30 protein-coding genes are annotated in these 26,497 nt (G+C 67.3%); 13 read left to right on the top strand and 17 right to left on the bottom strand.

Annotated elements, in window-relative coordinates; all coding sequences use genetic code 11:
- The first annotated feature begins 5 nt into the window (after positions 1-5).
- The 5 genes from HZY97_RS13135 to HZY97_RS13115 are packed head-to-tail and all read left to right on the top strand — an operon-like array spanning position 6 to position 4,584.
- Positions 6-1,553 (top strand): NAD(P)/FAD-dependent oxidoreductase, encoded by a 1,548-nt coding sequence (locus HZY97_RS13135; RefSeq protein ID WP_180144253.1) that lies wholly within the window; start codon positions 6-8, stop codon positions 1,551-1,553.
- A gap of 32 nt (positions 1,554-1,585) precedes the next feature.
- Complete coding sequence (locus HZY97_RS13130) at positions 1,586-2,707, top strand: homoserine O-acetyltransferase (RefSeq protein ID WP_180144249.1); 1,122 nt, start codon at positions 1,586-1,588, stop codon at positions 2,705-2,707.
- Positions 2,704-3,141, top strand: coding sequence for a GNAT family N-acetyltransferase (locus HZY97_RS13125; protein ID WP_180144246.1), 438 nt, complete (start codon positions 2,704-2,706; stop codon positions 3,139-3,141). Before HZY97_RS13130 ends, HZY97_RS13125 begins: the two co-directional genes overlap by 4 nt.
- Positions 3,138-3,725: a methionine biosynthesis protein MetW gene (gene metW / locus HZY97_RS13120; protein ID WP_180144243.1), complete on the top strand. Its 588-nt coding sequence runs from the start codon at positions 3,138-3,140 to the stop codon at positions 3,723-3,725. The genes HZY97_RS13125 and metW overlap by 4 nt, the downstream gene beginning before the upstream one ends.
- A 4-nt stretch (positions 3,726-3,729) precedes the next feature.
- Positions 3,730-4,584, top strand: coding sequence for a pirin family protein (locus HZY97_RS13115; RefSeq protein ID WP_180144240.1), 855 nt, complete (start codon positions 3,730-3,732; stop codon positions 4,582-4,584).
- On the opposite strand, the gene HZY97_RS13110 is transcribed toward HZY97_RS13115, so the two are convergent.
- Together HZY97_RS13110 and ssb are read right to left on the bottom strand one after the other, a co-directional pair.
- Positions 4,581-5,015, bottom strand: coding sequence for a hypothetical protein (locus tag HZY97_RS13110; protein ID WP_180144237.1), 435 nt, complete (start codon positions 5,013-5,015; stop codon positions 4,581-4,583). The genes HZY97_RS13115 and HZY97_RS13110 overlap by 4 nt on opposite strands.
- Before the next feature lie 17 nt (positions 5,016-5,032).
- A complete protein-coding gene (gene ssb, locus HZY97_RS13105; protein ID WP_180144234.1) occupies positions 5,033-5,590 on the bottom strand; it encodes a single-stranded DNA-binding protein in 558 nt (185 codons plus the stop codon).
- 42 nt (positions 5,591-5,632) lie between these two features.
- Between ssb and HZY97_RS13100 the strand changes: the two genes are divergently transcribed.
- Entirely contained in the window at positions 5,633-5,806 is a 174-nt protein-coding gene (locus HZY97_RS13100) for a DUF4169 family protein (protein ID WP_180144231.1), read from the top strand.
- Between the two features lie 219 nt (positions 5,807-6,025).
- Here the strand turns inward: HZY97_RS13100 and HZY97_RS13095 are convergent, their stop codons facing one another.
- The 4 genes from HZY97_RS13095 to HZY97_RS13080 are packed head-to-tail and all read right to left on the bottom strand — an operon-like array spanning position 6,026 to position 9,773.
- Positions 6,026-7,876, bottom strand: coding sequence for a ferrous iron transporter B (locus HZY97_RS13095; RefSeq protein WP_180144222.1), 1,851 nt, complete (start codon positions 7,874-7,876; stop codon positions 6,026-6,028).
- On the bottom strand, positions 7,873-8,142 hold the full coding sequence (locus tag HZY97_RS13090) for a FeoA family protein (protein WP_180144218.1): 270 nt from the start codon (positions 8,140-8,142) through the stop codon (positions 7,873-7,875). Before HZY97_RS13090 ends, HZY97_RS13095 begins: the two co-directional genes overlap by 4 nt.
- Before the next feature lie 45 nt (positions 8,143-8,187).
- Entirely contained in the window at positions 8,188-8,844 is a 657-nt protein-coding gene (locus HZY97_RS13085; protein ID WP_180144624.1) for a COQ9 family protein, read from the bottom strand.
- Positions 8,844-9,773 carry a DMT family transporter gene (locus tag HZY97_RS13080; RefSeq protein ID WP_180144215.1) on the bottom strand — a complete coding sequence of 310 codons (930 nt, stop codon included), beginning with the start codon at positions 9,771-9,773 and terminating at the stop codon, positions 8,844-8,846. Before HZY97_RS13080 ends, HZY97_RS13085 begins: the two co-directional genes overlap by 1 nt.
- 56 nt (positions 9,774-9,829) lie before the next feature.
- Here HZY97_RS13080 and HZY97_RS13075 point away from each other — a divergent pair, with 56 nt between their 5' ends.
- Positions 9,830-10,924 carry an alkene reductase gene (locus HZY97_RS13075; protein ID WP_180144212.1) on the top strand — a complete coding sequence of 365 codons (1,095 nt, stop codon included), beginning with the start codon at positions 9,830-9,832 and terminating at the stop codon, positions 10,922-10,924.
- Here the strand turns inward: HZY97_RS13075 and HZY97_RS13070 are convergent.
- The 8 genes from HZY97_RS13070 to gltX form a co-directional block, all read right to left on the bottom strand.
- Complete coding sequence (locus tag HZY97_RS13070; RefSeq protein WP_180144209.1) at positions 10,921-11,385, bottom strand: hypothetical protein; 465 nt, start codon at positions 11,383-11,385, stop codon at positions 10,921-10,923. The two genes, HZY97_RS13075 and HZY97_RS13070, sit on opposite strands and share 4 nt — an antisense overlap.
- A gap of 5 nt (positions 11,386-11,390) precedes the next feature.
- Positions 11,391-11,810 carry a 6,7-dimethyl-8-ribityllumazine synthase gene (gene ribH / locus HZY97_RS13065; RefSeq protein ID WP_180144206.1) on the bottom strand — a complete coding sequence of 140 codons (420 nt, stop codon included), beginning with the start codon at positions 11,808-11,810 and terminating at the stop codon, positions 11,391-11,393.
- Between the two features lies 1 nt (position 11,811).
- A complete protein-coding gene (gene ribB, locus HZY97_RS13060; protein WP_180144204.1) occupies positions 11,812-12,948 on the bottom strand; it encodes a 3,4-dihydroxy-2-butanone-4-phosphate synthase in 1,137 nt (378 codons plus the stop codon).
- Positions 12,935-13,543, bottom strand: a complete 609-nt coding sequence (locus HZY97_RS13055; RefSeq protein ID WP_180144202.1) for a riboflavin synthase — start codon at positions 13,541-13,543, stop codon at positions 12,935-12,937. The genes ribB and HZY97_RS13055 overlap by 14 nt, the downstream gene beginning before the upstream one ends.
- A complete protein-coding gene (ribD, locus tag HZY97_RS13050) occupies positions 13,543-14,469 on the bottom strand; it encodes a bifunctional diaminohydroxyphosphoribosylaminopyrimidine deaminase/5-amino-6-(5-phosphoribosylamino)uracil reductase RibD (protein ID WP_180144621.1) in 927 nt (308 codons plus the stop codon). The genes HZY97_RS13055 and ribD overlap by 1 nt, the downstream gene beginning before the upstream one ends.
- Positions 14,470-14,483: 14 nt before the next feature.
- On the bottom strand, positions 14,484-14,840 hold the full coding sequence (locus HZY97_RS13045) for a hypothetical protein (RefSeq protein ID WP_257215034.1): 357 nt from the start codon (positions 14,838-14,840) through the stop codon (positions 14,484-14,486).
- A 55-nt stretch (positions 14,841-14,895) separates the two neighbouring features.
- Complete coding sequence (locus tag HZY97_RS13040; protein ID WP_180144200.1) at positions 14,896-15,570, bottom strand: energy transducer TonB; 675 nt, start codon at positions 15,568-15,570, stop codon at positions 14,896-14,898.
- A gap of 86 nt (positions 15,571-15,656) precedes the next feature.
- Positions 15,657-16,982 (bottom strand): glutamate--tRNA ligase, encoded by a 1,326-nt coding sequence (gene gltX / locus HZY97_RS13035; RefSeq protein ID WP_180144199.1) that lies wholly within the window; start codon positions 16,980-16,982, stop codon positions 15,657-15,659.
- A 129-nt stretch (positions 16,983-17,111) separates the two neighbouring features.
- Between gltX and HZY97_RS13030 the strand changes: the two genes are divergently transcribed.
- Complete coding sequence (locus HZY97_RS13030; protein ID WP_180144197.1) at positions 17,112-18,047, top strand: ribose-phosphate pyrophosphokinase; 936 nt, start codon at positions 17,112-17,114, stop codon at positions 18,045-18,047.
- A gap of 1 nt (position 18,048) precedes the next feature.
- On the opposite strand, the gene HZY97_RS13025 is transcribed toward HZY97_RS13030, so the two are convergent.
- Entirely contained in the window at positions 18,049-18,798 is a 750-nt protein-coding gene (locus HZY97_RS13025; RefSeq protein ID WP_180144194.1) for a sulfite exporter TauE/SafE family protein, read from the bottom strand.
- 55 nt (positions 18,799-18,853) lie between these two features.
- Between HZY97_RS13025 and HZY97_RS13020 the strand changes: the two genes are divergently transcribed.
- Positions 18,854-19,177, top strand: coding sequence for an antibiotic biosynthesis monooxygenase (locus tag HZY97_RS13020; protein ID WP_180144190.1), 324 nt, complete (start codon positions 18,854-18,856; stop codon positions 19,175-19,177).
- Positions 19,174-20,460 carry an MFS transporter gene (locus HZY97_RS13015; protein WP_180144187.1) on the top strand — a complete coding sequence of 429 codons (1,287 nt, stop codon included), beginning with the start codon at positions 19,174-19,176 and terminating at the stop codon, positions 20,458-20,460. Before HZY97_RS13020 ends, HZY97_RS13015 begins: the two co-directional genes overlap by 4 nt.
- Positions 20,461-20,550: 90 nt before the next feature.
- Here the strand turns inward: HZY97_RS13015 and HZY97_RS13010 are convergent, their stop codons facing one another.
- Entirely contained in the window at positions 20,551-22,845 is a 2,295-nt protein-coding gene (locus HZY97_RS13010; protein ID WP_180144184.1) for a CDC48 family AAA ATPase, read from the bottom strand.
- 287 nt (positions 22,846-23,132) lie between these two features.
- Between HZY97_RS13010 and HZY97_RS13005 the strand changes: the two genes are divergently transcribed.
- The gene (locus HZY97_RS13005; RefSeq protein WP_180144181.1) at positions 23,133-24,032 is read left to right on the top strand and encodes a LysR substrate-binding domain-containing protein; all 900 of its coding nucleotides are present in this window, start codon (positions 23,133-23,135) and stop codon (positions 24,030-24,032) included.
- Between the two features lie 47 nt (positions 24,033-24,079).
- Here the strand turns inward: HZY97_RS13005 and HZY97_RS13000 are convergent, their stop codons facing one another.
- A complete protein-coding gene (locus HZY97_RS13000) occupies positions 24,080-24,511 on the bottom strand; it encodes a peptidylprolyl isomerase (RefSeq protein WP_218943062.1) in 432 nt (143 codons plus the stop codon).
- A 136-nt stretch (positions 24,512-24,647) separates the two neighbouring features.
- On the opposite strand from HZY97_RS13000, the gene mgtE reads away from it, so the two are divergent.
- Both mgtE and HZY97_RS12990 read left to right on the top strand, forming a co-directional pair.
- The gene (gene mgtE, locus HZY97_RS12995; protein ID WP_180144175.1) at positions 24,648-26,057 is read left to right on the top strand and encodes a magnesium transporter; all 1,410 of its coding nucleotides are present in this window, start codon (positions 24,648-24,650) and stop codon (positions 26,055-26,057) included.
- Positions 26,058-26,088: 31 nt separating this feature from the next.
- Positions 26,089-26,487 (top strand): DUF1489 domain-containing protein, encoded by a 399-nt coding sequence (locus HZY97_RS12990; RefSeq protein WP_180144172.1) that lies wholly within the window; start codon positions 26,089-26,091, stop codon positions 26,485-26,487.
- The last annotated feature ends 10 nt before the right edge of the window (positions 26,488-26,497 follow it).

The following is a 26,497-nucleotide window of genomic DNA, read 5'->3' as shown; positions in this document are numbered from 1 at the left end:
GGGCAATGCGGGGAAACGGGATCGTCTGGCGCGCACTGGAAGCGGCGCGACGACGTAATCTGGAAGCGGCGGGTGAGGCGCAGCCGGTCAAGGGCACGAGCGGCGCCACGCGGCGCGGCGTGCTCAAGGCAATGGCGGCGGCACCGCTCGCGGGCGCCCTGCCCCGCCCCGCCATGGCCCGACCATCGGGTCGCGTCGCGATCATCGGCGGCGGCATTGCCGGCCTGACCGCGCTGCATCACCTGCGGGAAGCGGGCGTCGACGCGTTCCTCTACGAGGGGCGCAATCGCACCGGCGGGCGGATGTACACCCACAAATCGGGCGACTGGACGTTCGAAGTGGGCGGCCAGCTGGTCAACACCGACCATTATGACATGCACGCGCTGCTGAAGCGCTTCGACCTCCCGCTGATCGACCGCAAGGCCGAGCCGCACGACACGCTGATCCTAGCGAATGGCCGGCTGATCACCGACGATGAGCTTGCCGAGGCGCTGCGTCCGATCGCCGCGCAGATCGGCAAGGACGCTGACCGGCTCGACAAGGATCAGGCGCGGGTGGCGCCCGATCTCGATCGCATGTCGATCCACGATTATCTCGACAAGCATGCCCGGCTGATTCGCGAGCCCTGGCTGCGGCAATTGCTCGAGGCGACCAGCCGCACCGAATATGGCGTCGAGCCGAAGCGCGCCTCGGCGATCGAGCTGATCTTCAACCTGCCGACAGTGGAAGGCGAGCGCGCCGAAGTGCTGGGCGGCGCCGATGAGCGCTATGTGATCGAGGGCGGCAGCTCGGCTTTGGTCGAGGCGATGACCGCCCATTATTCGGACCGGATCGCGACGGGCAGGCGCCTGCTCCGGGTTGAATCGGGGCTGAAGCTTCATTTCCTCGACGGTTCGGTCGAGACGGCGGACACGCTGATCGTCGCGGTTCCCGCGCCGCTCACCCGCCAGATAGACTTCCGCGTGCCGCTCCCCGCCGAATGGCGCGCCTTCATCCAGGTGATGGAGCTGGGCTTCAACGAGAAAGTCCAGTCGGGCACCAATGCGACGCCGTGGCGCCAGCCGATGGGGGTCGGCGGCGAGCTGTGGCAGACCGATGCCGATGCCGGCTGGGCACTTGGCTGGGATGGCAGCGTCCACCGCAAGGAAGGGATCTCGCCTGTCTGGACCTGGTTCCTGGGTGGCGACGAAGTGCTCCGCGCCGAGAGCGAGGCGCCGTCGGAACTGGCCAGGCGCTTCGCCGCCAGCGCCGCACCGGCAATCCCCGGGCTGATCGAGGCGGCGACCGGCCCTTTCACCCGCACCAACTGGCACGCCCAGGCGCTGACCCTCGGTGCCTATTGCAACTACGCCCCCGGCCAGCTCACCCGCTTCTCGAAGCTGCTTTGCGTCGAGGACGAAGGCGGCAATCAAACGCCGCATGCCGGGCGGGTCTGGTTCGCCGGCGAGCATCTCTCCGATGCCTTCCCGGGCTATATGAATGGCGCGGCGCAGACCGGGCGGATGGCCGCAGCGGGGATCCTCGGCAAGCGGATCGACGCCAAGGTCGCTTGAACCGGCGGGCGCAGGCCCCTAACGACCGGGGAATGTCCGTCGATCCGCGCTTTGGCACTGGCCGCTCGGTGACGCTGCCGGGGCCGCTGCGCCTCGACGGCGGCGTGCTGCTGTCGCCGGTCGATATCGGTTATGAGACATACGGCACGCTCGCCCCCGATGGCGGCAATGCGATCCTGGTCTGCCACGCGCTGACCGGCGATCAGCATGTCGCCTCCAGCCACCCGCGCACCGGCAAGCCCGGCTGGTGGGCGCGGATGGTCGGGCCGGGCAAGCCGATCGATACCGACCGTTATTTCGTAATCTGCTCAAACGTACTGGGCTCATGCCTTGGCTCCTCCGGCCCGGCGACGATCAATCCAGCGACGAGCAAGCCCTGGGGCATGAGCTTCCCGGTGATCACCATCCGCGACATGGTCCGCGCGCAGGCGATGCTGCTCGACCATCTCGGGGTGGAGAAGCTCTTCGCCGTCGTCGGCGGGTCGATGGGCGGGATGCAGGCACTGAGCTGGGCAGCGACCTTCCCGGATCGCGTCGCCTCGGCCGTCGTCATCGCCAGCGCTGCGCGGCACTCGGCGCAGAACATCGCCTTCCACGAAGTCGGCCGCCAAGCCGTGATGGCCGACCCGAAGTGGCGCGGCGGCGATTATTATGAGTCCAACGATCCGCCCGTTGCCGGGCTGGCAGTCGCGCGGATGGCGGCGCACATCACCTATCTTTCCGAAGCAGGCCTCACCGCCAAGTTCGGGCGCAAGCTGCAGAGCCGCGAGACCAAGACCTTCGGCTTCGACGCGGACTTCCAGGTCGAGAGCTATCTGCGCCACCAGGGACTGGCGTTCGTCGACCGGTTCGACGCCAACTCCTATCTCTACATCACCCGGGCGCTCGACTATTTCGACCTGGCCGAGGAGCATGGCGGGCTGCTCGCCGATGCCTTCAAGGGCGCCGACACGCGCTTCTGCCTGGTGAGCTTCGACACCGACTGGCTCTACCCGACCGCCGAATCGCGCACGATTGTCCATGCACTCAACGCTGCCGGCGCGCGGGCGAGCTTCGTCGAGCTGAAATCGCCCTTCGGCCATGATGCCTTCCTGCTGGAGAGCCCTGAGCTCGACCGGGTGCTGGGCGGCTTCCTCGAGGCGGGCAAGCCATGAACGACTATCGCATCTCGCTCGACAAGGCCGAGCTCGACCTCGACCTGATCCATGCGTTCCTGAGCGGCTCCTATTGGGCCAAGGGCATTCCCCGGCACATCGTCGAGGCCTCGATCAAGCACAGCTTCTGTGCCGCCGTGTTCGCCAAGGACGAAGCAGGCCAGGACGAACAAGTCGGCTTTGCCCGTCTAATCACCGATCATGCGACCTTCGCCTATCTGGCCGATGTGTTCGTGCTGCCCGCCCATCGCGGCAAGGGCGTGGCGATGCAGATGCTCGAAGCGGTGCAGGCGCATCCTGAGCTGACGGGCCTGCGGCGCTGGCTGCTGTTCACCCGCGACATGCAGCCGCTCTACGCCAAGCTCGGCTGGGCACCGATCCCGCATCCGGAGCGCTGCATGGAGCGGCACGATGTGGACCTCTACACGCGATGAGTCTCCGCCCCGACCTTGCGATCATCGCGGCGAACGTGGCGGCGGGCAGCCGGGTGCTCGATGTCGGCTGCGGCGACGGCGCGCTGATGGCGGCGCTGCGCGACACCCGCCAGGTCGACGCGCGCGGGCTTGAGCTCGACGCGGGCGATGTGGCGGCCGCCGTAGGTCGCGGGCTTTCGGTGGTGCAGGGCGATGCCGATACCGACCTGTCCGACTATCCCGATGGCAGCTTCGACTATGCCATCCTGAGCCAGACGCTGCAGACCACCCGCCGCCCCGATATGGTGCTCGAGAACCTGCTGCGCATCGGCAAGCACGCCTTCGTCTCCTTCCCCAACTTCGCGCATTGGCGGGTCCGGGCCTCGCTGCTGTTCGGCGGGCGGATGCCGGTGACGCGGCTGCTGCCGATCGCCTGGTACGCCACGCCCAATATCCACCATGTCACGATCGACGATTTCCGCGCGCTGGTGGCCGAGCGGGGGATCATGATCGAGGGCAGCTGGTTCCTGTCGGGCGACCAGCATTGTGGGTCGGCGATGGCGAATCTGTTCGCCGAACATGCGGTGTTCCTGCTCAGGAGGTAGTGCGATGCGGACGGTGAAGCGGGTCCATCCGGCGTTTCGCGACGACATCGGCGACCTCGTCACGCGGCGGCCGGTGCCGGGCCCGGCGATCGGGCATGTCGGCGCCTTCCTGTTCCTCAATCATCACGGCCCGCAGAGCTATCCGCCGAACAATCGCGGGCTGCCGTTCGGCCCGCACCCGCATCGCGGCTTCGAGACAGTAACCTTCATCCTCGAGGGCGAGCTGGCGCATACCGACAGCGCGGGCCATGCCAGCATCATCCGCGCCGGCGGCATCCAGTGGATGACCGCGGGCAGCGGCATCGTCCATGCCGAGATCTCGCCGCCCGACTTCAAGCGCGACGGCGGGCCGATGGAGATCCTCCAGCTCTGGGTGAACCTGCCCGCGCGGCTGAAGATGACGGCACCGCGCTATATCGGCGCGCAGACGGAGACGATTCCGGCGGTGCGCGCCGAGGGTGCGACAGTGCACCTGATCTCCGGTGACTTTGGTGGGGCGAAGGGCGTGGTCGAGTCGTTGACCGGCGTGTTCCTGACCTGGGTGGAGATGCAGCCCGGCGGCAGCGTGACGTTCGACGGGCTCGAGGGGCGCGACGTCTTTCTTTATTGCGCGCGCGGCATGTTCCACGTGGAAGACACTGCGGTGCAGCATTTCCACCTCGCCGAACTGACCGACGGCGACAGCGTAACGATCACCGCGACCGAGCCCGCGCTCTTCCTGTTCGGCCATGCCGAGCCGATCGACGAGCCTATCGTGGCGCATGGGCCGTTCGTGATGAACAGCGAGGCGGAGATCCGCCAGGCGTTCATCGACTACCAGGCCGGCAAGTTCGGCGTCGCCGAGATCGTGGAAGCCTAGTTCGCCACGCCCCAGTTGACGGTGACGTTGGTGGTCGCGGTCCCCGCCTCGGCCATCACCTTGAGCGTGCGCTTGTCGCCTTCGCCGGCGCTGAACGACTTGCCGTCCTCGATGCTGAGCGACAGACCCGAGGCGATCGCCTGCTGCTTCGACCAGGTGAGGATCGTCGAGGGCGAGGCGAAGTCGGTGTAGATTACGGTACCGCTGCGCTTGCCCGTCACCGTGACGTTGGCGCTGGTGCAGCTGATGACCTTGGCTTCCTTGAAGATCGGCACGAAGTCGGGCTTGCTGTCGCAGGTGCCCGCGGCAACTGCGGCGGGCACGCCCTTGCTGGTCGCGTCGATGACATTCTGCGCGGCGGGGTCGTTGGTCGTCTTGGGGCCGCCACAGGCCCCGGCCAGCAACGCCAGCCCGATCACCACACCACGCATCAGCTCATCTCCCGGGCTCAGAACGGAACGTCGTCGTCCAGATCGTCGGGGAAGCCGCCGCCGAAGCTGTTGCCGCCACCGGCCGCCGCGCCGCCCGAGCGCTGGCCGCCGCTGTTGAAATTGCCGCCGCCACGGCTGGACGACTGACCAGCAAACTCGTCGCCGCCGCCCGCGTTCCAATCGTCCCCGCCACCGCCGCGCGAGGCGCCGCCGCCGGCACCCGGTGCGCCGTCGAGCATGGTCAGCACCGAATTGAAGCCCTGGAGCACGATCTCGGTCGAATAGCGGTCTTGGCCTTGGGCGTCCTGCCACTTACGGGTGGTCAGTGCGCCTTCGATATAGACCTTGCTGCCCTTGCGCAGGAAACGCTCGGCGACATTGGCGAGGCCTTCGTTGAAGACCTTGACCGTGTGCCACTCGGTCTTTTCCTTGCGCTCGCCCGAGTTGCGGTCCTTCCAGCTTTCGGACGTGGCGATGCGCAGCTCGACCACCTTGCCGCCGTTCTGGAAGCTGCGGCTTTCCGGGTCACGCCCGAGATTGCCCACCAGGATCACTTTGTTGACGCTGCCGGCCATGGAAACTCCGCTTCTTATTCTCTATTCGGTTGATCCGAGGATATGGCCGAGATCATCAACTTCAACAAGGCGCTGAAGGCCAAGGCGAAGGCGGACAAGGCGATCCGTTCACAGGAAAATCGCGCGCGCTTCGGCCGCACCAAGGCCGAGAAGCAGGCCGAGGCTGCCGAGAAGGCGCGGATCGCCAAGGTGATCGACGACGCGAAGCGCGACTGACGTCCTACATCGCGGCGCCGCGCGACTCGTCAAAGTACATGAAGGTCACGCCCGGAGCGGGTTTTGCAGCGGCTTGGCTTGACTCTGTTCGGGCAAACGGGCCGCATCTCGCAACATTCTTGCGCGCAGATGATCCAATCTTTCCAACAAGCCAAAGAGCGGCCGGGCAGTTGCTCCCGGCCGGCAAGGCAAGCAGGCGAAATCCTACATTGCAAGGGCCTAGAGCCCCAGCGCCACCGCGCTCCAATAGGTGAGCCCCGCCGCGACATAGGCGAGCGCGAAGAGATAGCCGATCATGAACGCCGGCCATTTCCAGCCATTGGTCTCGCGCCGCGTCACCGCGATCGTCGAGATGCATTGCGGCGCGAAGACGAACCACATCAGGAAGGCGAGCGCGGTCGGCAGGCTCCAGCGGGCACGGATATTGTCGCGGATCGTCGTCTCGCCCTGCGCATCGTCGGGATTGTCGACCGCATAGACGGTGCCGATCGCCGCCACCGCAGCCTCACGCGCGGCCATCGCGGGGAGGAGCGCCAGCGAGATATCGTGGTTGAAGCCGATCGGCTTGACGACGACCTCGATCCCGCTCGCGATGCGGCCGGCGATCGAATATTCGCTCTGCTTCTGGCCGGCAGGCGCCTGGGGGAAGGTGGTGAGCAGCCAGAGGATCGCGACGGTGGTGGCGATGGTGGTGCCCGCGCGCTTCAAAAAGATCATCGCGCGCTGCCACAGGCCGAGCGCGACGTCGCGGATGCTCGGCATCTGGTATTTCGGCATCTCCATCATGAAGCCCGAAGTCGCGCCTTTGGTCACCGTGTGCCGCAGGAACAGCGCAGCGCAGAAGGCGCCGAGGATGCCGAGGATGTAGAGGCCGAACAGCACCAGGCCCTGCAATCCGATGCCGGGCAACACCGCGCGATCGGGGATCACCGCACCGATGACGATCGCATAGACCGGCAGGCGCGCGGAGCAGGTGGTGAGCGGGGCGATCAGGATCGTAGTGAGCCGCTCCTTGTCGTCCGAGATCGTCCGCGTCGCCATGATGCCGGGGACGGCGCAGGCAAAGCTCGAGAGCAGCGGGATGAAGGCGCGGCCGGACAGGCCGACGCTGGCCATCACCCGGTCCATCAACATAGCGGCGCGGACCATATAGCCGGTCGCCTCCAGCACCAGGATGAAGGCGAACAGGATCAGGATCTGCGGCAGGAAGACGACGACCGCGCCGACGCCGGCGATCAGGCCCTGGACGAGGAAATCGCGGATGAAGCCATCGGGCAGCGCGGCTGCCACGGTGTCGGAGAGCCAGCCCATCCCGGCCTCGATCGCGTCCATCGGCGCCGCCGCCCAGGCGAAGACCGACTGGAACATGACGAACATCAGCGTGAGCAGGATCGCCATGCCGAATACCGGATGGAGCGCGATCGCGTCGATCCGGTGCGTCCAGCGGCGCGCGGCGGTCTCGGAGACGGTGACCGCCGTGGCGATCTGGCGGGCGCGGCGCTGGAGGACGACGATGTCGTGCTGGACGCCGCCGCCTTCGCGCAACTTGTGATTGCCCTTGAGGACTTCGGCGAGCCGATCCTTGAGCGCATCGAGCCCGCGCTTGCGCACGGCGACGGTGGAGACGACCGGCACGCCGAGCTCGCGTTCGAGTGCCTCGGCGTCGAGCACGAGCCCGTCGCGCTCGGCCATGTCGACCATGTTGAGCGCGACAACCATCGGCAGGCCGAGCGCGGCGAGCTGGAGCGTGAAGCGCAGGTGATTGTCGAGATTGGTCGCATCGACCACGACGATGATGCCGTCAGGGAGCTTCTCGCCTTCCTGCTTGCCGAACAGCACGTCGCGGGTCACCGCTTCGTCGGGCGAGGAGGGATCGAGGCTGTAGGTGCCGGGCAGGTCGAGCAGCTCGACCGGTCGGCCATCGGGCAGCGCGAGCCGGCCGGCATGGCGCTCGACGGTAACGCCGGGATAATTGCCGACCTTCTGCCGCGCACCGGTCAGCGCGTTGAACAGGGCGCTCTTGCCGGCATTGGGATTGCCGACCAGCGCAACCAGCGGGGCGGGGTTCATGCGCCGGGACTGACGTGGATGGCAGCAACGACGTGGCGCCGCAGCGCGACGGTCATGCGGCCGATGCGGCAGGCGAACGGCCCGCCGAGCAGGCCCGAGCGATGAAGCAGCTCGACCTCGACGCCTTCATCCAGCCCGAGCTCGCGCAGGCGCCGGCTCTCGGGCTCGCTCAGCTTGCCCCAATCGACGCTGGCGACGGCGCCGGGCTTGTGGCGGGGCAGGCTGGCGAGCGGAATCGGCACGGGAATCGCAGCGGGGGCATTCATGCTGCGAGTCATTATCAATTGCGGGTGCGGTGCGCCAGTGCGGTTTTATACCGCGGGGTAGCGAAGCCGGCCAACGAAGCGCGAGAGGCTGAAGCGATGCTCGGGCGGAGTCAGCCATTTGGCCTTGGCGCGCTCGAACTGCATGATGTTCTCGATCCGGCGGCCGAGAAAGGCGCGCGTATCGGCATGGCCCTCGCTCTCATCGTCGAGGAAGACGGCGATCGTCGAGGCATAGACGGCACCGAGCGTCATGCGCTTGGAATAATGGTTATAGTCGGTCGCGGTGTCGCCGGCGGCGCGCCACATCGCATCGGCGGCGCGCCAGCCGAGCTGGGCGCCGCGGGCGACGTTCTGCGGCATGGCAAGGATGGCGAGCGCGCGACGGAGCGCATCGCGGTGGGGAGCGGCGAGCTCGAGCCGGGCTTCGACCAGCGCCGTGATACGCGCGCGGATCTTCATCGCGGCGAGCTGCTCGGGGGTGAAGCGGGCGAGCATGCCGGCATCGATCGCGGCGAACCAGGCGTCGATCATCGCGACCGGGCCGTCGGTGAAAGCGAGGCGGGCGACGTCATGATCGACACCGAGCGCATCCGCCGCGGCATCGAGCGCGCGGTTGTTCCAGCCGTCGAACGCGGCGTTTGCCGCCACTTGCGGCGCCAGCGCGGCGCGCAGTTCGTCGAGAGTCGCGTCCTGAAGGTCCATCATGCCGGTTTAGGCTCCTGCGCTTCGGGCGCAACCCGTGGGCCGCCGCTGCGGACCAGTACCAGCGCGATCGCGACGAGGACGGCACCGAGGAAATCGGCGGGGCCGAGCGTCTCGCCATAGACGATCCAGCCGACGGTGCCAGCGATGACCGGCTGGGTGAGCAGCGCGATGCCGACGATCAGCGGCGAGAGATGGCCGATCGCGTAGATCATCAGCCCCTGCCCCACCACCTGGCTGGCCAGCGCCAGGCCGATCAGCACGCCCCAATGGCCGGGCCAGACCTTCTCGCCGAGCAGCAGCGCGGCGATCAGCAGCGGGAACACGCTGGCGAGCGTGGAGAGCGCGAGCGTGGGGATCGGCGCCATCGCGGCGCGCGCCCTGGCCATCAGCACGAAATAGACGGTGTAGAGCGTGCCCGCGAGCAGGCAGAGCAGGTCGCCGACCAGATGCTTGGGCGAGAGCTGGAAGGAGCGGCCGAGCAGCAAGGCGGCACCGGCGGCGGCAAGCGCGAGCGCCAGGCCCTGCGTCTTGCTCGGCCAGGCGCGCGCGACGAAGAAGCCGTAGATCGGGAACATCAACGTCGCCGAATTGCCGAACAAGGTGGCGTTGGCGAGCGTGGTCTGGAGGATGCCGACATGCCAGCTCGCCAGATCGGCCGCGAAGGAGACGCCGCCCAGCGCGATCGGCAGCCACAGGCCTTTTGCGGCGGCGAACGGCTTGCGCTGCACCGCAAAGGCGAGCGCGACGAGGATCGGTGCCGCCAGCGCGATCCGCCAGAAGCCCGCCGCGACCGGGCCGACATCGGTCAGCCGCACGAACCACGGGCCGAAGGCGAGCGCGAGATTGCCGCAGAGCAGCGCCGCGATCGGCAACGCATGGGCGGTTTGCGGGGGCGTAGCTTTTCTTGTGGACGCGGGGCGATGCATGCGGCCCCTTAGCGCCCTATTTCCTGCCGTCACAGTCGTTAGGGAATTAGCCGACAATGCCGAGCCTGTTCGATCCGATCCAGTTGGGCGCGATCCATGCCCCGAACCGCATATTGATGGCGCCGCTGACCCGCGGGCGCGCGACCCGGGGCCATGTGCCGACGCCGGTAATGGCAGACTATTATGCGCAGCGGGCGAGCGCCGGGCTGATCATCACCGAGGCGACGGGCATCAGCCAGCAGGGGCTGGGCTGGGCCTATGCGCCGGGGCTCTGGTCGGACGAGCAGACCGATGCGTGGAAGCCGGTGGTCGAGGCGGTGCACGCAGCCGGCGGGCGCATCGTCGCGCAACTCTGGCATATGGGGCGGCTGGTCCATCCCGATTTCCTCGGCGGCGAAGCGCCGGTGGCGGCTTCGGCGAACACCGCGCCGGGCACCGTGCGGACCTATCCAGCCGAGGAGAGCGGCGAGATCAAGCGGCCCTATGCTGAGGCGCGGCCGCTGCGCACCGACGAGATCCCGGGCCTGCTCGACGATTATGCGCGCGCCGCGAACAACGCGATCCGCGCCGGGTTCGACGGGGTGCAGGTCCATGCCGCCAATGGCTATCTGATCGACACCTTCCTGCGCGACAACGCCAATTTCCGCGACGATCAATATGGCGGCTCGATCCCCAACCGCGTGCGGCTGCTGCGCGAGGTCACCCAACGCGTGGTCGACACGATCGGCGGCGACCGCACCGGCGTGCGCCTCTCGCCCAATGGCGAAGTGCAGGGCGTCAATGACAGCAACCCCGCGCCTTTGTTCGAAGCCGCCGCCGCAGCGCTCGACGAGATCGGCATCGCCTTTCTCGAAATGCGCGAGCCGCGGGCGACGGGGACGCGCGGCAAGCCCGATCATCCGCCGGTCCATCCGGGGATGCGCAAGGTCTTCAAGGGACCGCTGATCCTCAATTCGGATTATCATCTCGACGACGCCCAGGCGGCGCTGGATTCAGGCGAGGCCGATGCGATCGCCTATGGCCGCACCTTCCTGGCCAATCCGGACCTGCCGCGCCGCCTGCGCGAGGGGCTGCCGCTCAATGAACAGCGCGAGGACTTCTTCTATATCGGCGGGGCCGAGGGCTACACGGACTATCCGGTGGCAGCCTAGCCCTCGTTCGCGTCGAGCGCAGTGAGCCAGGTCGTGGCGGCGGTGCGAAGGCCGCCACGGACCTTGGGGTTCAGCACGAGGAACGCGAGCACCAGCGCGATCGGCCAGCCAATGATCGCGATGAAGAAGCCGCCGACCACCAGCATCACGATCAGGACTATGCCGAGCTGGGTCTGGCCGTCCTGACTGACGCGGATCGTGCGTGGGCCTTCATTGTCGAACCAGCGCGCGGTGGTGAAGCTGAGCCCCTCCCCGCCCGCATAGCGGCCGCGCAGTTCGGATCGCGGGGCGGGTCGCGCGGGCGCGGGCGCGGGCGGCGGCGCCTGCAGCGCGCGGCGGCGCTCGCCGGGCATTTCCGGCGGGCGCGCCGTGTTCTGGACCGGGCCGCCGGTCCAGTTATCGATGACGACGAGACGACGCCCCTGCTCCACTACACGGTAGCGGGTCGGGGGCATGTCCATGCCGCTCAGCCGAACTTGCTTTTGAGCGCCAGCATGGCGAGCGCGGCCTTGGCAGCCTCGCCGCCCTTGTCCTTCTCGTCGGGCTTGGCGCGTGTGAGTGCCTGCGCCTCATTCTCGACCGTCAGGATGCCGTTGCCGATCGGCAGCGAGTCCATCGCCAGCGCCATCAGGCCGCGGGCGCTCTCGTTCGAGACGATCTCGAAATGATAGGTCTCGCCGCGGATCACGACGCCGAGCGCGACGAATGCGTCATAGCGGCCGGTCTCGGCGGCCATCGCCACTGCGCCGGGGATCTCGAGCGCACCGGGGACGGTGATCGTCTCATGGCTGTGGCCCGCTTCCTCGATCGCGGCGCGTGCACCCTCGAGCAGCAGGTCATTCAGATGCGCGTAGAACCGCGCCTCGACGATCAGTACACGTGCCAAGTCATTCTCCGGTGTCGATGGGGCGCTCGCCGACGATCGACAGGCCATAGCCGTCGAGCCCCACGAGCGTGTGGTGGGTGTTGGTGAGCAGGATCATGTCCTGCACGCCGAGTTCGGTGAGGATCGTCGCGCCGACGCCATAGTCGCGCAGCTCGTCCATGTCCTTGGGCTCGAGCGTGCCGGCACGCGCTTGGAGTGCCATGGTGAACTGGTCGGGACGCGGCTTGTTGATCACCACGACCACGCCCGCGCCCTCTTCGCTGATGATCTCCATCGAGCGGCGCAGCAGCCCGCCGCGATCGCCGCCTTCGCCGAAGATGTCGGAGAAGGGCGAGAGGCCGTGCATGCGGACCAGGGTCGGCTTGGACGGATCGATCTTGCCCTTGACGAGCGCGACCTGCTCGCTCTCGGTCGCCTTGTTCCAGAAGGCCATCGCGGTCCACTCGCCGCCCCACTCGCTTTCGAAGCGCGTCTCGGCGCGCTTCTCGACGAGATGGTCGTGGCGGCGGCGATACGCGATCAGGTCGCGGATCGTGCCGAGCTTGAGGTTGTGGAATTGCGCGAAGGCGATGAGATCGTCGAGACGGGCCATCGTCCCGTCGTCCTTCATGATCTCGCAGATCACGCCCGACGGATTGAGCCCGGCCAGCCGCGCCAGGTCGACCGCCGCCTCGGTATGACCGGTGCGGACGAGGACGCCGCCGTCGCGGGCGATCAGCGGGAAGACATGGCCGGGCGAGGTGATCGCATCGGGGCCGTTGGCCGCATCGATCGCCACCGCGACGGTGCGCGCGCGATCGGCGGCCGAGATACCGGTCGAAATGCCTTCCTTCGCCTCGATCGAGACGGTGAAGGCCGTGCCCAGCGGCGTGCCGTTGACGCGCGCCATCGGCTCCAGTTGCAGCTGGCGCCCACGCTCGGCGGTGAGCGCAAGGCAGATCAGCCCGCGTCCGAAACGCGCCATGAAGTTGACCGCATCGGGAGTCGCCATCTGGGCGGGGATGACGAGATCGCCTTCGTTCTCACGGTCCTCGTCATCGACCAGGATGACCATCCGGCCGTTGCGGGCCTCGTCGATCAGCTCCTCGGGCGAGGAGAGGAAACCGTGCTTGAGACGGGCGAGTTCAGGCTTTGCCACGGAGGGACTCCATACGCTGCAGATAGCGGGCGAGCACGTCGATCTCGAGATTGACGGCCTGGCCGGCTTCCAATGCCCCGAATGTAGTGACGGAAGCGGTGTGGGGAATGATGTTGAGGTCGAATTCGACACCGGCATCGGTATCGCGAACCGCATTGACGGTGAGCGAGACGCCGTCGACGGTGATCGAGCCCTTGGGCGCGATGTACGGAGCCAGCTCCGGTCCCGCGAGGATCACGATGTGATGCGAGCCGCCGATCTCCTCGATCGACTTGACCGTGCCGATGCCGTCGACATGGCCGGTGACGATATGCCCGCCCAATTCGTCGCCGAGGCGCAGCGCGCGCTCGAGGTTGAGCTTGCGGCCCGAGGTCCACATGCCTTTCGCCGTGCGGCTGATCGTCTCTCCCGAGACGTCGAACGCCACCCAGCCAGCAGCCTTGTCGACCACCGTCAGGCATACGCCCGAACAGGAGATCGAGGCGCCCAGGTCGATGCCTGTGGTTTCATAGGCGGTGGAGACGCGGACATGCAGGTCACCCTGCTTCTCCGTGGCCTCGACCGTGCCGATATCGGTGACGATTCCCGTGAACATTACGCGCGCTCGTAGACCTCCATCCTGTCACTGCCAAGCATGCGGCTATCCTGCAGCTTCCAGCGGCCATGCGCATCGCCCAGCCGGGTAAGCCCGATATCGCCGAGCGCGGCCTTGCCCGCGCCGATCAGGATCGGAGCGCGATAGAGCAGCAGGCGGTCGACCAGGTCGGCGCGGAGAAAGGAGGCGGCGGTTTCGGCGCCGCCTTCGACGAAGAGATGGTCGATGGCTTCGAGAGTGGCGATGTCCTCGGGGCGCTTGAGGTCGCCGGTCGAGGAAAGCGTCAGCCGGCGCGGCGAGCGGTCCTCCAGCCCGGGCAGGCGGACGTCGAGCCGGGGATTGTCGGCTTCCATCGTGCGGCGGCCAACCAGGATCGCCTCGTGCCGGGCGCGTTCGAGATGCGTGTGGGCGCGCGCCTGAGCACCGGTGATCCACTGGCTTTCGCCCGAAGCGAGCGCGATCTGGCCGTCGAGCGACGTCGCGAGCTTGAGCGTGACGAAGGGACGGCGCTTTTCCAGCCGCGTCAGGAAGCCGGCCATCGAGCGGCGCGCTTCGGCGGTGCGAACGCCCTCGGTCACGTCGATTCCGGCGGCACGCAGGCGCGCAGCCCCTGCCCCATTGGTTCGCGGATCGGGATCGCCGAGTGCGATCACCACACGGGCGACCCCAGCCTCGATCAGCAGGTTAGAGCAGGCCGGGCCGCGCGCGGATGCGTGCGCGCAGGGCTCGAGCGTGACATGGACAGTTGCGCCGCGCGACTTTTCGCCCGCCTCCGCCAGCGCCTTCGCCTCGGCATGGGGGCGACCGCCCGGCTGGGTCCAGCCGCGGCCGACGACGACGCCGTCACGAACGATGACGCAGCCGACATTGGGATTGGGCGCAGTCCGGCCCCGCCCGCGCTCGGCCAGAGCCAGCGCGGCGCCCATCCGGCGCGAATCGCTCAGAAGCCGTGGTTGGTCAGCCAATCGTCATATTTCTTGAATTCAGCGGCGCGCTTTTCCTGGCGTGCCTTGAAATCGGCCTTGGCCTTGAGTTCGCCGGGCAGATCCTTGGCCTGCTGCGCCTTGATGTCGGCATCGGTGCGATCGAGCCGCCACTGCTGCACATAGATGATGTCGCGCTTGTAGGGCGTGGGAACGTGCGAGTCCTTCACGAACACGTACAGCACGACCAGCGTGATCCCCATCGAGAGCATCATGAACCACAGCTCATGCGGCTTGCGCTGGGCAAGGAAGCGCCGGAGGTCGCGAATCGCGCGCAGCGGGGAAATATACTTCAGGAAGGTCATCTCGGGCATGAAGATAGGGGCGCGGGGGCCCGAGAGCCAGCCCCCGCGCCCCCTCCAAGCCCTGTTACTGGTCCTGGATCCGGAAAGTGACGGTGAGCGTCATCCAAGTCTCCTGCGCCACGCCACCGCGCGTCGCCGGCTTGAAGCGCCATTTGGACAGCGCCTGGCGCCGGGTCGCATCGAAGAATGCCGAGCTGGTGGCACTGAGCTGCTCGACGGCCTTCACCCGGCCATTGGTACCCACAAGCACTTTGACCGAGACGCTGCCGTCGCGCTGGAGACGAAGCTCCGACGCCGGATATTCGGGCTGGAATTCCGCGCGGCCATCGCGGGTTGCGCCGATCAGGGGCGGGGCCGGCTCGACGCGAGGCTCGACCCGGGTGACAGGGCCGGGATCGAGCGGCTTGACCGGATCGGGGAGCGCGTCGGGAATCTTGTCCGTGGTCTTCAGATCGAGATTGCTGTCGGTCTTGAGGATCGGATCGGGGGCAGTGATGGGCGGCTGGGTCGGCGACTTTTGCTCGACCTTGGGCTGCTCCTTGGGCGGATCGATCGGCGGCGGCGGCGGCAGATCGCGGACATTATAGGTGTCCATTGATCTGGGAAGCACGGTTTTGACGAAGTCGGGCGCCGAATAGATCATTCCGGCGATGATCGCGCCGTTGATCAGGAAGGCGGCACCCAGGCTGACCGCGCGCGGCTTGCGGGGCTGATAGCCAGTTTCGGCATAGGTGGACATGGCGTTGCACTCCTTCTCCAACGCCGGTCTTTGGCCGGCATAAGCGATGATACAACATTACATATCCCGGGTAAATAGTTCCCGAATCAGCCGCTACGGAGACGATCCAAGGCATTTTCCTTGCCGATCAGCGGCAGCAACGCGGCCATGTCGGGGCCATGTTCGCGCCCGGTAAGCGCGAGTCGCAGCGGCAGGAACAGCGCGCGGCCCTTGCGGCCGGTGGCTTCCTTGAGCGCGCCGGTGAGCGCGGGCCACGGGTTCGACCAGTCGATGGTGTCCGCGATTTCGGCGGCCTGGGAGATGAAGGCGTGGTCTTCCTCGGCGATCGTCGCGGTCACCGGCCCCTCGACCACCTGCCACCAGTCCGCCGCCTCGGCGACACGCGTGAGGTTGGGGCGGATCGCGGCCCAGCCCGCCTCGGTCATGCTCGCGGGGAGCCGGTCGCGGACCGCGGCATAGTCGAGCTGGTGGACGATGCGGGCATTGAGCTGGGCGAGCTCCTCCTCGTCGAAGCGCGCCGGCGCGCGGCCGAAGCGGGCAAAGTCGAAGGCCTCGATCAGCGGGGCGGAGTCGACGAGCGGCTCGACGGGATCGCTGGTGCCCAGCCGGGCGAGCAGGGCGATCAGCGCCTGGGGCTCGATACCTTCCTCGCGGAAATGCGCGATACCGAGCGAGCCGAGGCGCTTGGAGAGCTTGCCCTCGGCGCCGGTGAGCAATGCCTCGTGCGCGAACCGGGGCGCGGAAGCACCGAGCGCCGCGAACATCTGGAGCTGGCTGGCGGTGTTCGAGACATGGTCCTCTCCACGCACCACATGGCTGATCCCCATGTCGATATCGTCGATCACCGAGGGGAGGAGATAGAGCCAGGAACCGTCGGCGCGGCGGACGACGGGGTCGCTCATCGTCTTCGGATCGAAGCGCTGGGGGCCGCGGATCAGGTCGTCCCATTCGATCATGGCGTCATGATCGAGCTTGAAGCGCCAGTGCGGGCGGGTGCCTTCGTCCTCGAGTTTGGCGCGGTCCTCGTCGCTGAGCGCGAGCGCGCTGCGGTCATAGACCGGAGGCAGGCCGCGGCCGAGCAGCACTTTGCGCTTGAGCTCCAGCTCCTGCGCGGTCTCATAGGCCGGATAGACGCGGCCGGCCGCCTTCAGTTCCGCGAAGCGCGCCTCGTAAAGATCGAAGCGGGCGGACTGGCGCGCCTCGCCATCGGGATTGAGACCCAGCCAGGCGAGGTCGGCGCGGATCGAGTCGACGAAATGCTCCTGCGACCGCTCGCCATCGGTATCGTCGATGCGCAGCAGGAAGCGGCCGCCCTTGGCTTTCGCGAACATCCAGTTGTGGAGCGCGGCGCGCAGATTGCCGACATGGAGATTGCCGGTGGGGCTGGGCGCGAAACGGGTGACGATGGTCATTGAGCGGCCTTAGCCCCGCCGCGAGCCCCACGCCACCGGCGCATTTGCCGTGTATAAGCCATTCCCCGGCTTGCCCCGCCCGGAATCGGCTGACAAAGGGGGCGTCGAGGGACACGCGGGAGATTTTCGATGAAACTGTTGGCCGGCAATTCGAACGCGCCGCTCGCCAAGGCGATCGCCGAGTATCTCGAGATTCCGCTGACGCAGGCCAACGTCCGCCGCTTCGCCGATGAGGAGATCTTCGTCGAGATCCTCGAGAATGTCCGCGGCGAGGACGTGTTCGTGCTCCAGTCGACCTCGTTCCCGGCGAACGACAACCTCATGGAAATGCTGATCATGGTCGACGCGCTGAAGCGCGCATCGGCGCGGCGCATCACCGCGGTGCTCCCCTATTTCGGCTATGCCCGCCAGGACCGGAAGCCCGGCCCGCGCACTCCGATCTCGGCCAAGCTGGTTGCCAACCTGGTGACCACCGCCGGCGCCGACCGCGTGCTCTCGGTCGACCTGCATGCCGGGCAGATCCAGGGTTTCTTCGATATCCCGACCGACAATCTCTTCGCCGCGCCGGTGATGAGCGCCGACATCCATAGCCGCTTCCCCGGCAAGCAGTGGATGGTCGTCTCGCCCGACGTGGGCGGCGTGGTCCGCGCCCGCGCGCTGGCCAAGCGGCTCGACAATGCGCCGCTCGCCATCGTCGACAAGCGCCGCGAGCGCCCGGGCGAGTCCGAAGTGATGAACATCATCGGCAATGTCGAAGGGCGTTTCTGCATCCTGATCGACGACATCGTCGATTCGGCCGGCACCTTGTGCAACGCCGCCGCCGCACTCAAGGCATCGGGCGCCGAGGGCGTGGTCGCTTATTGTACCCACGGCGTGCTTTCGGGCGGCGCGGTGGCGCGGGTCGACGGATCGGCGCTGACCGAGCTGGTGATCACCGACTCGATCGGCAACCATGCGGTGATCGCCGAGAGCAGCAAGATCCGCCATCTGACGATCGCGCCTTTGCTCGCCGAGGCGATCAAGCGGATCGCGGACGAAAGCTCGGTCTCCTCGCTGTTCGACTGAGCTAGCGAATCGCCTCGGCAACGAGTGCGGCCCCGACCAGCATCATCAACACATAGATCGCGGTGTAGAAGCGCGCCGCGTCGACCCTTCGCACCAGCCACACACCGGCGACGGTGGAGACCAGCGCCAGCGGCAGCAGCGCGGCTGACGTCATGACGTTGGCGGGCGTGAACTGGCCGAGCGCCCAATAGGCCGGGACCTTGATCCAGTTGGTCGCCGCGAAGAACAGCGCGGTGGTGCCGACGAGCAGGTCGCGCGGCAGGTTGCGCGGCAGCACCCAGAGCTGGAAGGGCGGCTGGCCGGCATGGGCGATCTGGCTGGTGAAGCCCGAGGCCACGCCGAACAGCGAGCCGATCCAGTCGGGCCAGTGCGCGGTGTCGCCCGGTGTCTTGTGGCGCGCGGCCCAGAGGCGATATGCGCCGAACAGAATCGAAATCGCGCCGACCATCGCCATCACCGCGGCCGAGGAAACACTCGCCGCGAACCAATAGCCGAGCGCGATGCCGAGCATCGAGCCAGGGAGCATCCAGGCCAGCAGCCGCCAGTCGACCGTACGGCGGAACGCCCAGACGCCGACCACGTCCTGCGCGATCAGGATCGGCAGGGTGATCGCGGCGGCGCGTACCGGATCGATCGCGAAGGCGAGCAACGGGAGCGAAAGCGCCCCCATCCCGGCGAACCCGCCCTTGGAGAGGCCGAGGAGGATCACCGCGGGCACGGCGAGCGCATAGAAATGCCAATCGGTGATCATTTCGCAGGCGGTAGCGGGTTTGCGCGCACGGACAAACTGCCTAAGCGGGTGAGCCATGGCTGAGGATCGCACCGGGCAAACCGCCGTCCTGTTCATCTCCGAGCGCACCGGCGACGATGCCGAGGGCTATGCGATCGCCGCCGCCGCGATGGACGCGCTGGCCGCGCAGCAGCCGGGCTATCGGGGCGTCGACCATGTCGGCGACGCTGCGGGCAATGCGATCACGCTCAGCTATTGGGCCGACGAAGCCAGCGCGGTCGCGTGGCGCAAGCATCCCGACCATGCTGAGACACGCGAGGCCGGGCGCGGGCGCTGGTACAAATGGTACATGCTCCACGTCGCCGAGATCGGGCGCAGTTATAGCTGGGAGCGGAAATGAAGCTTCGGCATTTCGACCGGACCTTCGGCCTGCTTTTCACCGTCATGCTCGTCATCGCGGCGGGGAATACCGCGCTGCAATCGGTGCTGCCGGCGCTTGGCCGCTCACTCCATGCGCCGGACAGCGCGGTCGCCGCGGTCTTCTCCGTCTCGGCGCTGCTCTGGGTGATCGCCGCACCCTTCTGGGCCAACCGATCGGACCGGCATGGGCGGCGCGCGATGGTGCTGGTCGGGATCGCCGGCTTTACCGTGTCGCTGGGAATTTGCGGACTGTGCCTGGCGATGGGAATCAACGGGCTGCTCGGACCGGTGGCGACCTTCATCGCCTTTGTCGCCGGGCGGGTGATCTACGGGACATTCGGATCGGCCGCGCCGCCCGCGGTGCAGGCTATCGTCGCGGGGCGGACCAGCCGCACGGAGCGGACGCAGGCGCTGACCTTGCTCGCCTCGGCCTTCGGGCTCGGCACGATCCTGGGCCCGGCGATCGCGCCGCTGCTGGTGATGGGGCGGCTTTGGCCGGACGGACCGATGATCGGACTCGCCGGACCCGCCTTTGCCGCGAGTGCGATCGGGATCGTGATCTGGATCGCGGCGGCGCGCGGACTTTCCAAGGACGAGGGCAATGCGCATGGCGCGGCGATCTCCTATCCGTCGATCGGCGGGCAGGGCACCGGCGCCAACGTCACCGCGGCGACGAGCGAGCCGAGCCAGCCTGTGCGTTATTTCGACCCGCGCATCCGCGCCTGGATCATTGCCGGGCTGATCATCGGCCATGCCCAGGCGATGACCGGCCAAGCGATCGGCTTCCTGATCATCGACCGGATGCAGCTGGCGCCGGTGGAGGCGATTCATCCCACGGGACTTGTTTTGATGATCGGCGCGGGATCGTCGCTGCTCGCCCAATGGGGCCTGATCCCGCTGCTCGACCTGAAGCCGCGCGCGCTGATCCTGACCGGCTCGGCGCTGGGCGCGGTCGGCTGCATCGCGACGGGGACAGCGACGACGCTCTACGGGATCGCGATGGGCTATGCGCTGCTCGCGCTCGGCATGGGGCTGGCGCGGCCGGGTTTCACCGCCGGCGCTTCGCTGGGCGTCGGTCCCGAGGCGCAGGGTTCGGTGGCGGGCAAGGTCACGTCGGTGAACGGCGCGGCGTTTGTGCTCGGCCCGTCGCTGGGGGTGGGGCTGTACGAGCTGTGGCGGCCGCTGCCCTATCTCACTGCGGCGGGGTGGCTGGGGTGTCTGCTGGTCTATGCGTGGATGGCGACGCGGCGCGTCCCCAAGTGATCGTCACCCCGGGAAAGCCGGGACCCAGAGCCAAACAGGACATCGCCCGTGACCCTGGGCCCCGGCTTTCGCCGGGGGTGACGACCAAGGTCAGTCCGTGCCCTTCGGCCCGTGCCCGCGAAGCATGCCGGGGGCGATGAAGCCGATCGGCTGGATCGCCGAGGCCTGCTGCTTGAGCCGGCCCGACATGGCGAGATATTCCTCCTCCATCTCGGGCGTGACCGTGGCACGCGAATCGGCGAGCGCCGCTTCGAAATGCGCTTGGGTCACTTCCTTAGTCTGGAGCGACTCGCGGAGCGCGATCAGGCCGGCGCGGCGAACCACATCCTCCAGATCAGCACCGGTATAACGCTCGGTCTGGCTCGCGACCGCCTTGAGATCGACATCGCTGGCGAGCGGCATCTTCTCGGTCTGGATCTTGAGGATGCGCTCACGCCCGGCCGCATCGGGCACGCCGACATAGATCAGCTCGTCGAACCGGCCCGGGCGCAGCAGCGCCGGATCGATCAGATTGGGGCGATTGGTCGCACCGATCACCACCACCGACTGCAGCTCCTCGAGCCCGTCCATCTCGGACAGGATCGTGTTGACCACGCGTTCGGTCGCCTGCGGCTCGCCCAGGCCGCCGCCGCGCGCGGGGACCAGCGAATCGAGCTCGTCGATGAAAATCACGCAGGGCGCGACCTGGCGGGCGCGGGCGAACAGCCGGGCAATCTGCTGCTCGGACTCGCCATACCATTTGCTCAGCAGGTCGCTCGACTTGGTGGCGATGAAATTCGCCTCCGCCTCGCGCGCGACCGCCTTGGCGAGCAGGGTCTTGCCGGTGCCGGGCGGGCCATAGAGCAGGAAGCCCTTGGCCGGGCGGATGCCGAGGCGGCGGAACGCGTCGGGGTCCTTCAAGGGCAGCTCGACGCCTTCCTTCAGGCGCATCTGCGCATCATCGAGCCCACCGACATCGTCCCAGCGGACGCGCGGCGCCTCGACCATCACTTCGCGCATCGCCGAAGGCTGGACGCGCTTGAGCGCTTCGAGGAAATCCTCGCGGGTGACGGCGAGCGTATCGAGCACCTCGGGCGGGATCGTGCCCTTGTCGAGATCGAGCTTGGGCATGATCCGGCGCACCGCCTCGATCGCCGCCTCGCGGGCGAGTGCGGAGAGGTCGGCGCCGACAAAGCCATAGGTCGTGCGCGCGAGCTCGCCGAGATCGACGCGGTCGCCGAGCGGCATGCCACGCGTGTGGATGCCGAGGATCTCGCGGCGGCCGCGCTCGTCCGGCACGCCGACGACGATCTCGCGGTCGAAACGGCCGGGACGGCGTAGCGCCTCGTCGATTGCGTCGGGACGGTTGGTCGCGGCGATCACGACGATATTGGCACGCGATTCGAGCCCGTCCATCAGCGTGAGCAGCTGGGCGACAAGGCGCTTCTCTGCCTCGCCCGAGACCTGGCCGCGCTTGGGCGCGATCGAATCGATCTCGTCGATGAACACGATCGACGGTGCCGCCTTGGCCGCTTCCTCGAAGATCTGGCGCAGGCGGCCTTCGGACTCGCCATAGGCCGAGCCCATGATCTCGGGCCCGTTGATCAGAAAGAACTGCGCATCCGATTCGTTCGCGACGGCCCGGGCGAGGCGCGTCTTGCCGGTGCCGGGCGGGCCATGGAGCAGCACGCCCTTGGGCGGATCGACACCGAGGCGCTGGAACAGCTCGGGATAGCGCAGCGGCAGCTCGACCATCTCGCGCAGCTGGTCGATCGTGGCGGCCATACCGCCGATATCGTCATAAGTGACGTCGGCGCGGCGCGCATCGCCGCTGGCCTCCTCATATTCGGGGCGCAGCTCGACCTCGGTATTCTCGTCGATATGGACGATACCCTTGGGGGTCGCCGAGACCACGGTGAGGCGGATCTCCTGCAGCGCATAAGCGGGCGCGCGGAGGAACTGGGCGACCTGGGGCGGGATGTCCTGGCGCTGCTGGCCGGCAGTGGCGACAACGTCGCCCTGCGCGAGCGGGCGCTGGAAGAAGACGCGCTTGAGCGCCTCGCCGCTGCCCTGGAGGCGCAGATTCTGCTGGGCGGGGGCGAACACCACGCGCGTCGCGGGCTTCGAGACCGCCTTGCGGATCTCGACGAAATCGCCCGAGCCGACGCCGGCATTGGCGCGCTGAAGGCCATCGATGCGCAGAATCTCGAGGCCTTCGTCCTCGGCATAGGGGAGCACGGCGAGCGCCGGGGTGGTGCGCTTGCCGACGATCTCGATCACATCGCCTTCGGTGAGGCCGAGCCGCGCCATGAGCGTGCGCGGCAGATGCGCAAGGCCGCGGCCGCTATCCTCGGGCCGGGCATTGGCAACCTGCAGCTTGATCGGCTGCGCTTCTTCGTCCGCCATTTTCTGTTCTCCCCAGGCGTGAAGCGCGGAACGTGGGGAATCGTTCAAACAAAAAAAAGGCCGATCACGAGGACCGGCCGGGAAAGTTTTAGGAGAGGATGCCTGAAAGGCACGTGCTTTGTGCAGTGCGGCCGGTTTTTGTGCAAGTGCGAAGATAAACATTAACGCGTGCATAACTTGCAATCGCGAATAACAAGGGCGATATATGCGCTACACCCAAAAGGGCATTGGCGTGGGGCGAAACCCGCGCCAAGGATAATGACGCAGCGCAACAAAAAGAGAGCGAAATGCGACGACTTCCTCCCCTCACGGCAATCGAGGCTTTCGTGCAGGTGGCACGGCTGGGCTCCATCAAGGCCGCTGCCGAGGAGCTGGCGCTGTCTTCGCCCGCGCTCAGCCGGCGCGTCCAGGCGCTCGAGCGCTTCATCGGCAAGCCGCTATTCGAGCGGCGCCACCAGGCGCTCAAGCTCAACGATGACGGCGACCGGCTGCTCGGCATGATCGCCCCGGCGCTCGATACCATGGCCGATGCGGTGGAAACGATGACCAGCGGCACCGAGCTGCTCCGCCTGCGTCTTGGTCTTTTGCCATTGTTCGCGACGCAGCGGCTGATGCCGCATTTCGGTGACCTCAAGCGCAAGCACCCCGAGCTGCACCTCGATGTCGACACCGGCGCGCATGCGGTGGCGCGGCTCGGCGACGGGCTCGACGCGGCGATCGTGGTGGCGCGCGACATCGATCCGACGCTCTACGCCAAGCGACTCGACCGCAATCGCGTCTATGTGATCGGCGCGAAATCGCTGCTCGAGGGGCCCGATCCGATCACCAAGCCGGAGCAGCTATCGAAGCTGACCGCGCTTGTGCACCGCGACATGGCGGACACCTTCACCGCGTGGCGCGCGGCAGCGGGTCTCGCCGAAACCGAGATCGAGCCTGCCGCGGTCGACCATTTCGATTCGGGCACGCTGATGCTCGAGGCGGCGGCGCAGGGGCTGGGCGTGGCGTTCATGCTCGAATCGCATTTCGAGGCGGCGCGCGACGACCGGCTGGTCCAGCTCTTCGACCTGACCGTGGACAGCGACTACAGTTACTGGTTCGTCTGCCGCCCGCGCGCACTGACGACGCGGCCGGTGAAGCTGTTCCACGACTGGCTGATCGCGACGCTCCATGCGGAGCAGGTCGAATAGGCAAGAAAAAACCCCTCCCGGACGGGGAGGGGTTCTTCTGCTTCGGTTCAGGCCTCGGTGCGGGCCTTGACGATCTTGCCCGGGTTGCGCGGCGGCTCGCCCTTGGGAAGCGCGTCGACATGCTCCATGCCCTCGGTGACGACACCCCAGACGGTGTACTGGCCGTCGAGGAAGGTCGCATCGTCGAGGCAGATGAAGAACTGCGAATTGGCGCTGTTCGGATCCATCGTGCGCGCCATCGAGCAGACGCCGCGGACATGCGGCTCGCGGCTGAACTCGGCCGGGAGGTTGGGCAGCTTCGAGCCGCTCATGCCGGTGCCCGAGGGATCGCCGCCCTGGGCCATGAAGCCGTCGATCACGCGGTGGAACACGACGCCGTCATAGAAACCCTCGTCCGCGAGGGTGGCGATGCGCTCGACATGCTTGGGCGCGAGATCGGGGCGCAGCTGGATATGCACGTCGCCGGTATCGAGGGTCATGACAAGCTTGGTCGGTTCGGACACGATATTACTCCTGAGAACGATTTGCACCGCAAGTAAGCAGCCTTCCGGCGACTTGCAAATCCCGCCATAGGGTGGCAGCGGCGGGACAGGGGCCAAACAGGGAGGTCGGACGATGAGCGAGACCGAACTTCAGGCGGATAGCCTGGCACCCGAGCCTGTCGGCCAGCTCGACGAAGACGATCGGCTGCGGCCGCAATTCGTCGATGCGGTGCTCGATGCCGTCCATGCCGGCGACGCCGCGCGTGCGCATGAACTCGCCGAGCCGCTCCACCCCGCCGACATCGCCGATCTGGTCGAGCTCACGCCGTCCGAGGACCGCGCCGCGCTGGTCAGCGCGATCGCCGACCTGATCGACGGCGACGTGCTGGCGGAGATGAACGACTGGGTGCGCGAAGCGCTGGTCGAATCGCTTACCGCTACCCAGGTGGCGGACATCGCCGCCGAACTCGATACCGACGACGCCGTCGCGATCATCGAGGACATGGACGTCGAGGATCAGCGCGAGGTGCTCCGCGCACTCGATCCGGACGACCGTGCGGCGATCGAGGAAGCGCTTTCCTATCCCGAGGAGTCCGCCGGCCGCCTGATGCAGCGCGAGCTGATCGCGGTGCCCGAGCATTGGAGCGTCGGCGACGTCCTCGACTATCTGCGCAAGAACGAGGACCTCACCACCGATTTCTGGGAGATCTTCGTGGTCGACCCGGCGCACAAGCCGGTCGGCACCTGCCAGCTCTCCTGGGTGCTGCGTACGCCACGCGTCGTCTCGATGGGCGATGTGATGAAGCGCGAGCAGACGCTGATCCCGGTCGACATGGACCAGGAGGAAGTGGCGCTGCGCTTCCAGAAATACGCACTGATCTCCGCCGCGGTGGTCGATCCCAATGGGCGACTTGTCGGCATGATCACGGTGGACGACATCGTCCACATCATCTCCGAAGAGGCAGGCGAGGACGCGCTGCTGCTCTCGGGCGCCGGCGAAGGCGACATCAACGAGCCGGTTCTGGACAGCTACAAGGGCCGGGTACGCTGGCTGCTGACCAATCTCCTCACCGCGCTGGTGGCGGCGACGATCATCAGCCTGTTCGAAGGCACGATCCAGAAGATGGTGGCGCTGGCGGCGCTGATGCCGATCGTCGCGGGCGTGGGGGGCAATGCCGGCACCCAGACCATGGCGGTGACGGTGCGCGCGCTGGCGACCAACCAGTTGACCCAGTCGAACACGATGCGAGCGATACGGCGCGAAATCTCGATCGCCCTGCTCAACGGGGTGACCGTGGCAGTGGTGATCGGCACCGCGGTCGGCCTGTTCTATCACCATGCTGCACTGGGCGGAGTGATCGCGGCGGCGATGATGACCAACATTTTCATCGCCGGGCTGGCCGGCGTGGTCGTGCCACTCACGCTCGACCGGTTGAAGGCCGATCCGGCAGTGGCGTCTTCGATCTTCGTGACAATGACCACCGATTCGATGGGCTTCCTCGCATTCCTGGGCCTGGCCAGCGCGAGCGGCCTCGTCGGTTGATTGGCGCGGGCAGAGCGCCCAGATTAGCGCCGTGCCACTTCACCTGACCAAGGTCGCCTTCGGTTGCGACTCCGTAGACTATCTCGCCCAGCGCCTCGCCGCCCGGAGCAATCCATGGGAGCTGACGACGCGCTATCTGCCCAAAAGGCATGAAGAGATTGGCGGGCAGGGCTCGCTGTTCTGGATCCTCAAGCACCAGCTGATCGGGCGCACGCCGATCATCGGCTTCGGCGAGGCGGACGGCGGGCGCACTGCGATCCTGATGGAGCCGCGGCTGATCCTGGTCGCCAACCGCCCCAAGCGCGCCCACCAGGGCTGGCGTTATCTCGAGGATGCGGACGCGCCGAAGGACCTGGGCGCGGCGGGGGCCGGACTGGACGAATTACCGCCCGCGCTGATGGGCGAGCTGGCGGGGCTGGGGCTGATCTGATTCGGCGGAT

The organism is Sphingomonas sp. R-74633 (genome assembly GCF_013416555.1).
GTDB lineage: Bacteria > Pseudomonadota > Alphaproteobacteria > Sphingomonadales > Sphingomonadaceae > Sphingomonas.
The sequence above is the reverse complement of the archived record's forward strand: the minus strand, read 5'-3'. Positions and strand labels throughout refer to the sequence as shown.

Bases quoted from the DNA above. Each gene is read 5' to 3' on its own strand.
- HZY97_RS13135 (WP_180144253.1), top strand. From the start codon at position 6: ATGCGGGGAAACGGGATCGTCTGGCGCGCACTGGAAGCGGCGCGACGA.
- HZY97_RS13130 (WP_180144249.1), top strand. From the start codon at position 1,586: ATGTCCGTCGATCCGCGCTTTGGCACTGGCCGCTCGGTGACGCTGCCG.
- HZY97_RS13125 (WP_180144246.1), top strand. From the start codon at position 2,704: ATGAACGACTATCGCATCTCGCTCGACAAGGCCGAGCTCGACCTCGAC.
- metW (WP_180144243.1), top strand. From the start codon at position 3,138: ATGAGTCTCCGCCCCGACCTTGCGATCATCGCGGCGAACGTGGCGGCG.
- HZY97_RS13115 (WP_180144240.1), top strand. From the start codon at position 3,730: ATGCGGACGGTGAAGCGGGTCCATCCGGCGTTTCGCGACGACATCGGC.
- HZY97_RS13110 (WP_180144237.1), bottom strand. From the start codon at position 5,015: ATGCGTGGTGTGGTGATCGGGCTGGCGTTGCTGGCCGGGGCCTGTGGC.
- ssb (WP_180144234.1), bottom strand. From the start codon at position 5,590: ATGGCCGGCAGCGTCAACAAAGTGATCCTGGTGGGCAATCTCGGGCGT.
- HZY97_RS13100 (WP_180144231.1), top strand. From the start codon at position 5,633: ATGGCCGAGATCATCAACTTCAACAAGGCGCTGAAGGCCAAGGCGAAG.
- HZY97_RS13095 (WP_180144222.1), bottom strand. From the start codon at position 7,876: ATGAACCCCGCCCCGCTGGTTGCGCTGGTCGGCAATCCCAATGCCGGC.
- HZY97_RS13090 (WP_180144218.1), bottom strand. From the start codon at position 8,142: ATGAATGCCCCCGCTGCGATTCCCGTGCCGATTCCGCTCGCCAGCCTG.
- HZY97_RS13085 (WP_180144624.1), bottom strand. From the start codon at position 8,844: ATGGACCTTCAGGACGCGACTCTCGACGAACTGCGCGCCGCGCTGGCG.
- HZY97_RS13080 (WP_180144215.1), bottom strand. From the start codon at position 9,773: ATGCATCGCCCCGCGTCCACAAGAAAAGCTACGCCCCCGCAAACCGCC.
- HZY97_RS13075 (WP_180144212.1), top strand. From the start codon at position 9,830: ATGCCGAGCCTGTTCGATCCGATCCAGTTGGGCGCGATCCATGCCCCG.
- HZY97_RS13070 (WP_180144209.1), bottom strand. From the start codon at position 11,385: ATGGACATGCCCCCGACCCGCTACCGTGTAGTGGAGCAGGGGCGTCGT.
- HZY97_RS13055 (WP_180144202.1), bottom strand. From the start codon at position 13,543: ATGTTCACGGGAATCGTCACCGATATCGGCACGGTCGAGGCCACGGAG.
- ribD (WP_180144621.1), bottom strand. From the start codon at position 14,469: ATGGGCGCCGCGCTGGCTCTGGCCGAGCGCGGGCGGGGCCGGACTGCG.
- HZY97_RS13045 (WP_257215034.1), bottom strand. From the start codon at position 14,840: ATGCCCGAGATGACCTTCCTGAAGTATATTTCCCCGCTGCGCGCGATT.
- HZY97_RS13040 (WP_180144200.1), bottom strand. From the start codon at position 15,570: ATGTCCACCTATGCCGAAACTGGCTATCAGCCCCGCAAGCCGCGCGCG.
- gltX (WP_180144199.1), bottom strand. From the start codon at position 16,982: ATGACCATCGTCACCCGTTTCGCGCCCAGCCCCACCGGCAATCTCCAT.
- HZY97_RS13030 (WP_180144197.1), top strand. From the start codon at position 17,112: ATGAAACTGTTGGCCGGCAATTCGAACGCGCCGCTCGCCAAGGCGATC.
- HZY97_RS13025 (WP_180144194.1), bottom strand. From the start codon at position 18,798: ATGATCACCGATTGGCATTTCTATGCGCTCGCCGTGCCCGCGGTGATC.
- HZY97_RS13020 (WP_180144190.1), top strand. From the start codon at position 18,854: ATGGCTGAGGATCGCACCGGGCAAACCGCCGTCCTGTTCATCTCCGAG.
- HZY97_RS13015 (WP_180144187.1), top strand. From the start codon at position 19,174: ATGAAGCTTCGGCATTTCGACCGGACCTTCGGCCTGCTTTTCACCGTC.
- HZY97_RS13010 (WP_180144184.1), bottom strand. From the start codon at position 22,845: ATGGCGGACGAAGAAGCGCAGCCGATCAAGCTGCAGGTTGCCAATGCC.
- HZY97_RS13005 (WP_180144181.1), top strand. From the start codon at position 23,133: ATGCGACGACTTCCTCCCCTCACGGCAATCGAGGCTTTCGTGCAGGTG.
- HZY97_RS13000 (WP_218943062.1), bottom strand. From the start codon at position 24,511: ATGACCCTCGATACCGGCGACGTGCATATCCAGCTGCGCCCCGATCTC.
- mgtE (WP_180144175.1), top strand. From the start codon at position 24,648: ATGAGCGAGACCGAACTTCAGGCGGATAGCCTGGCACCCGAGCCTGTC.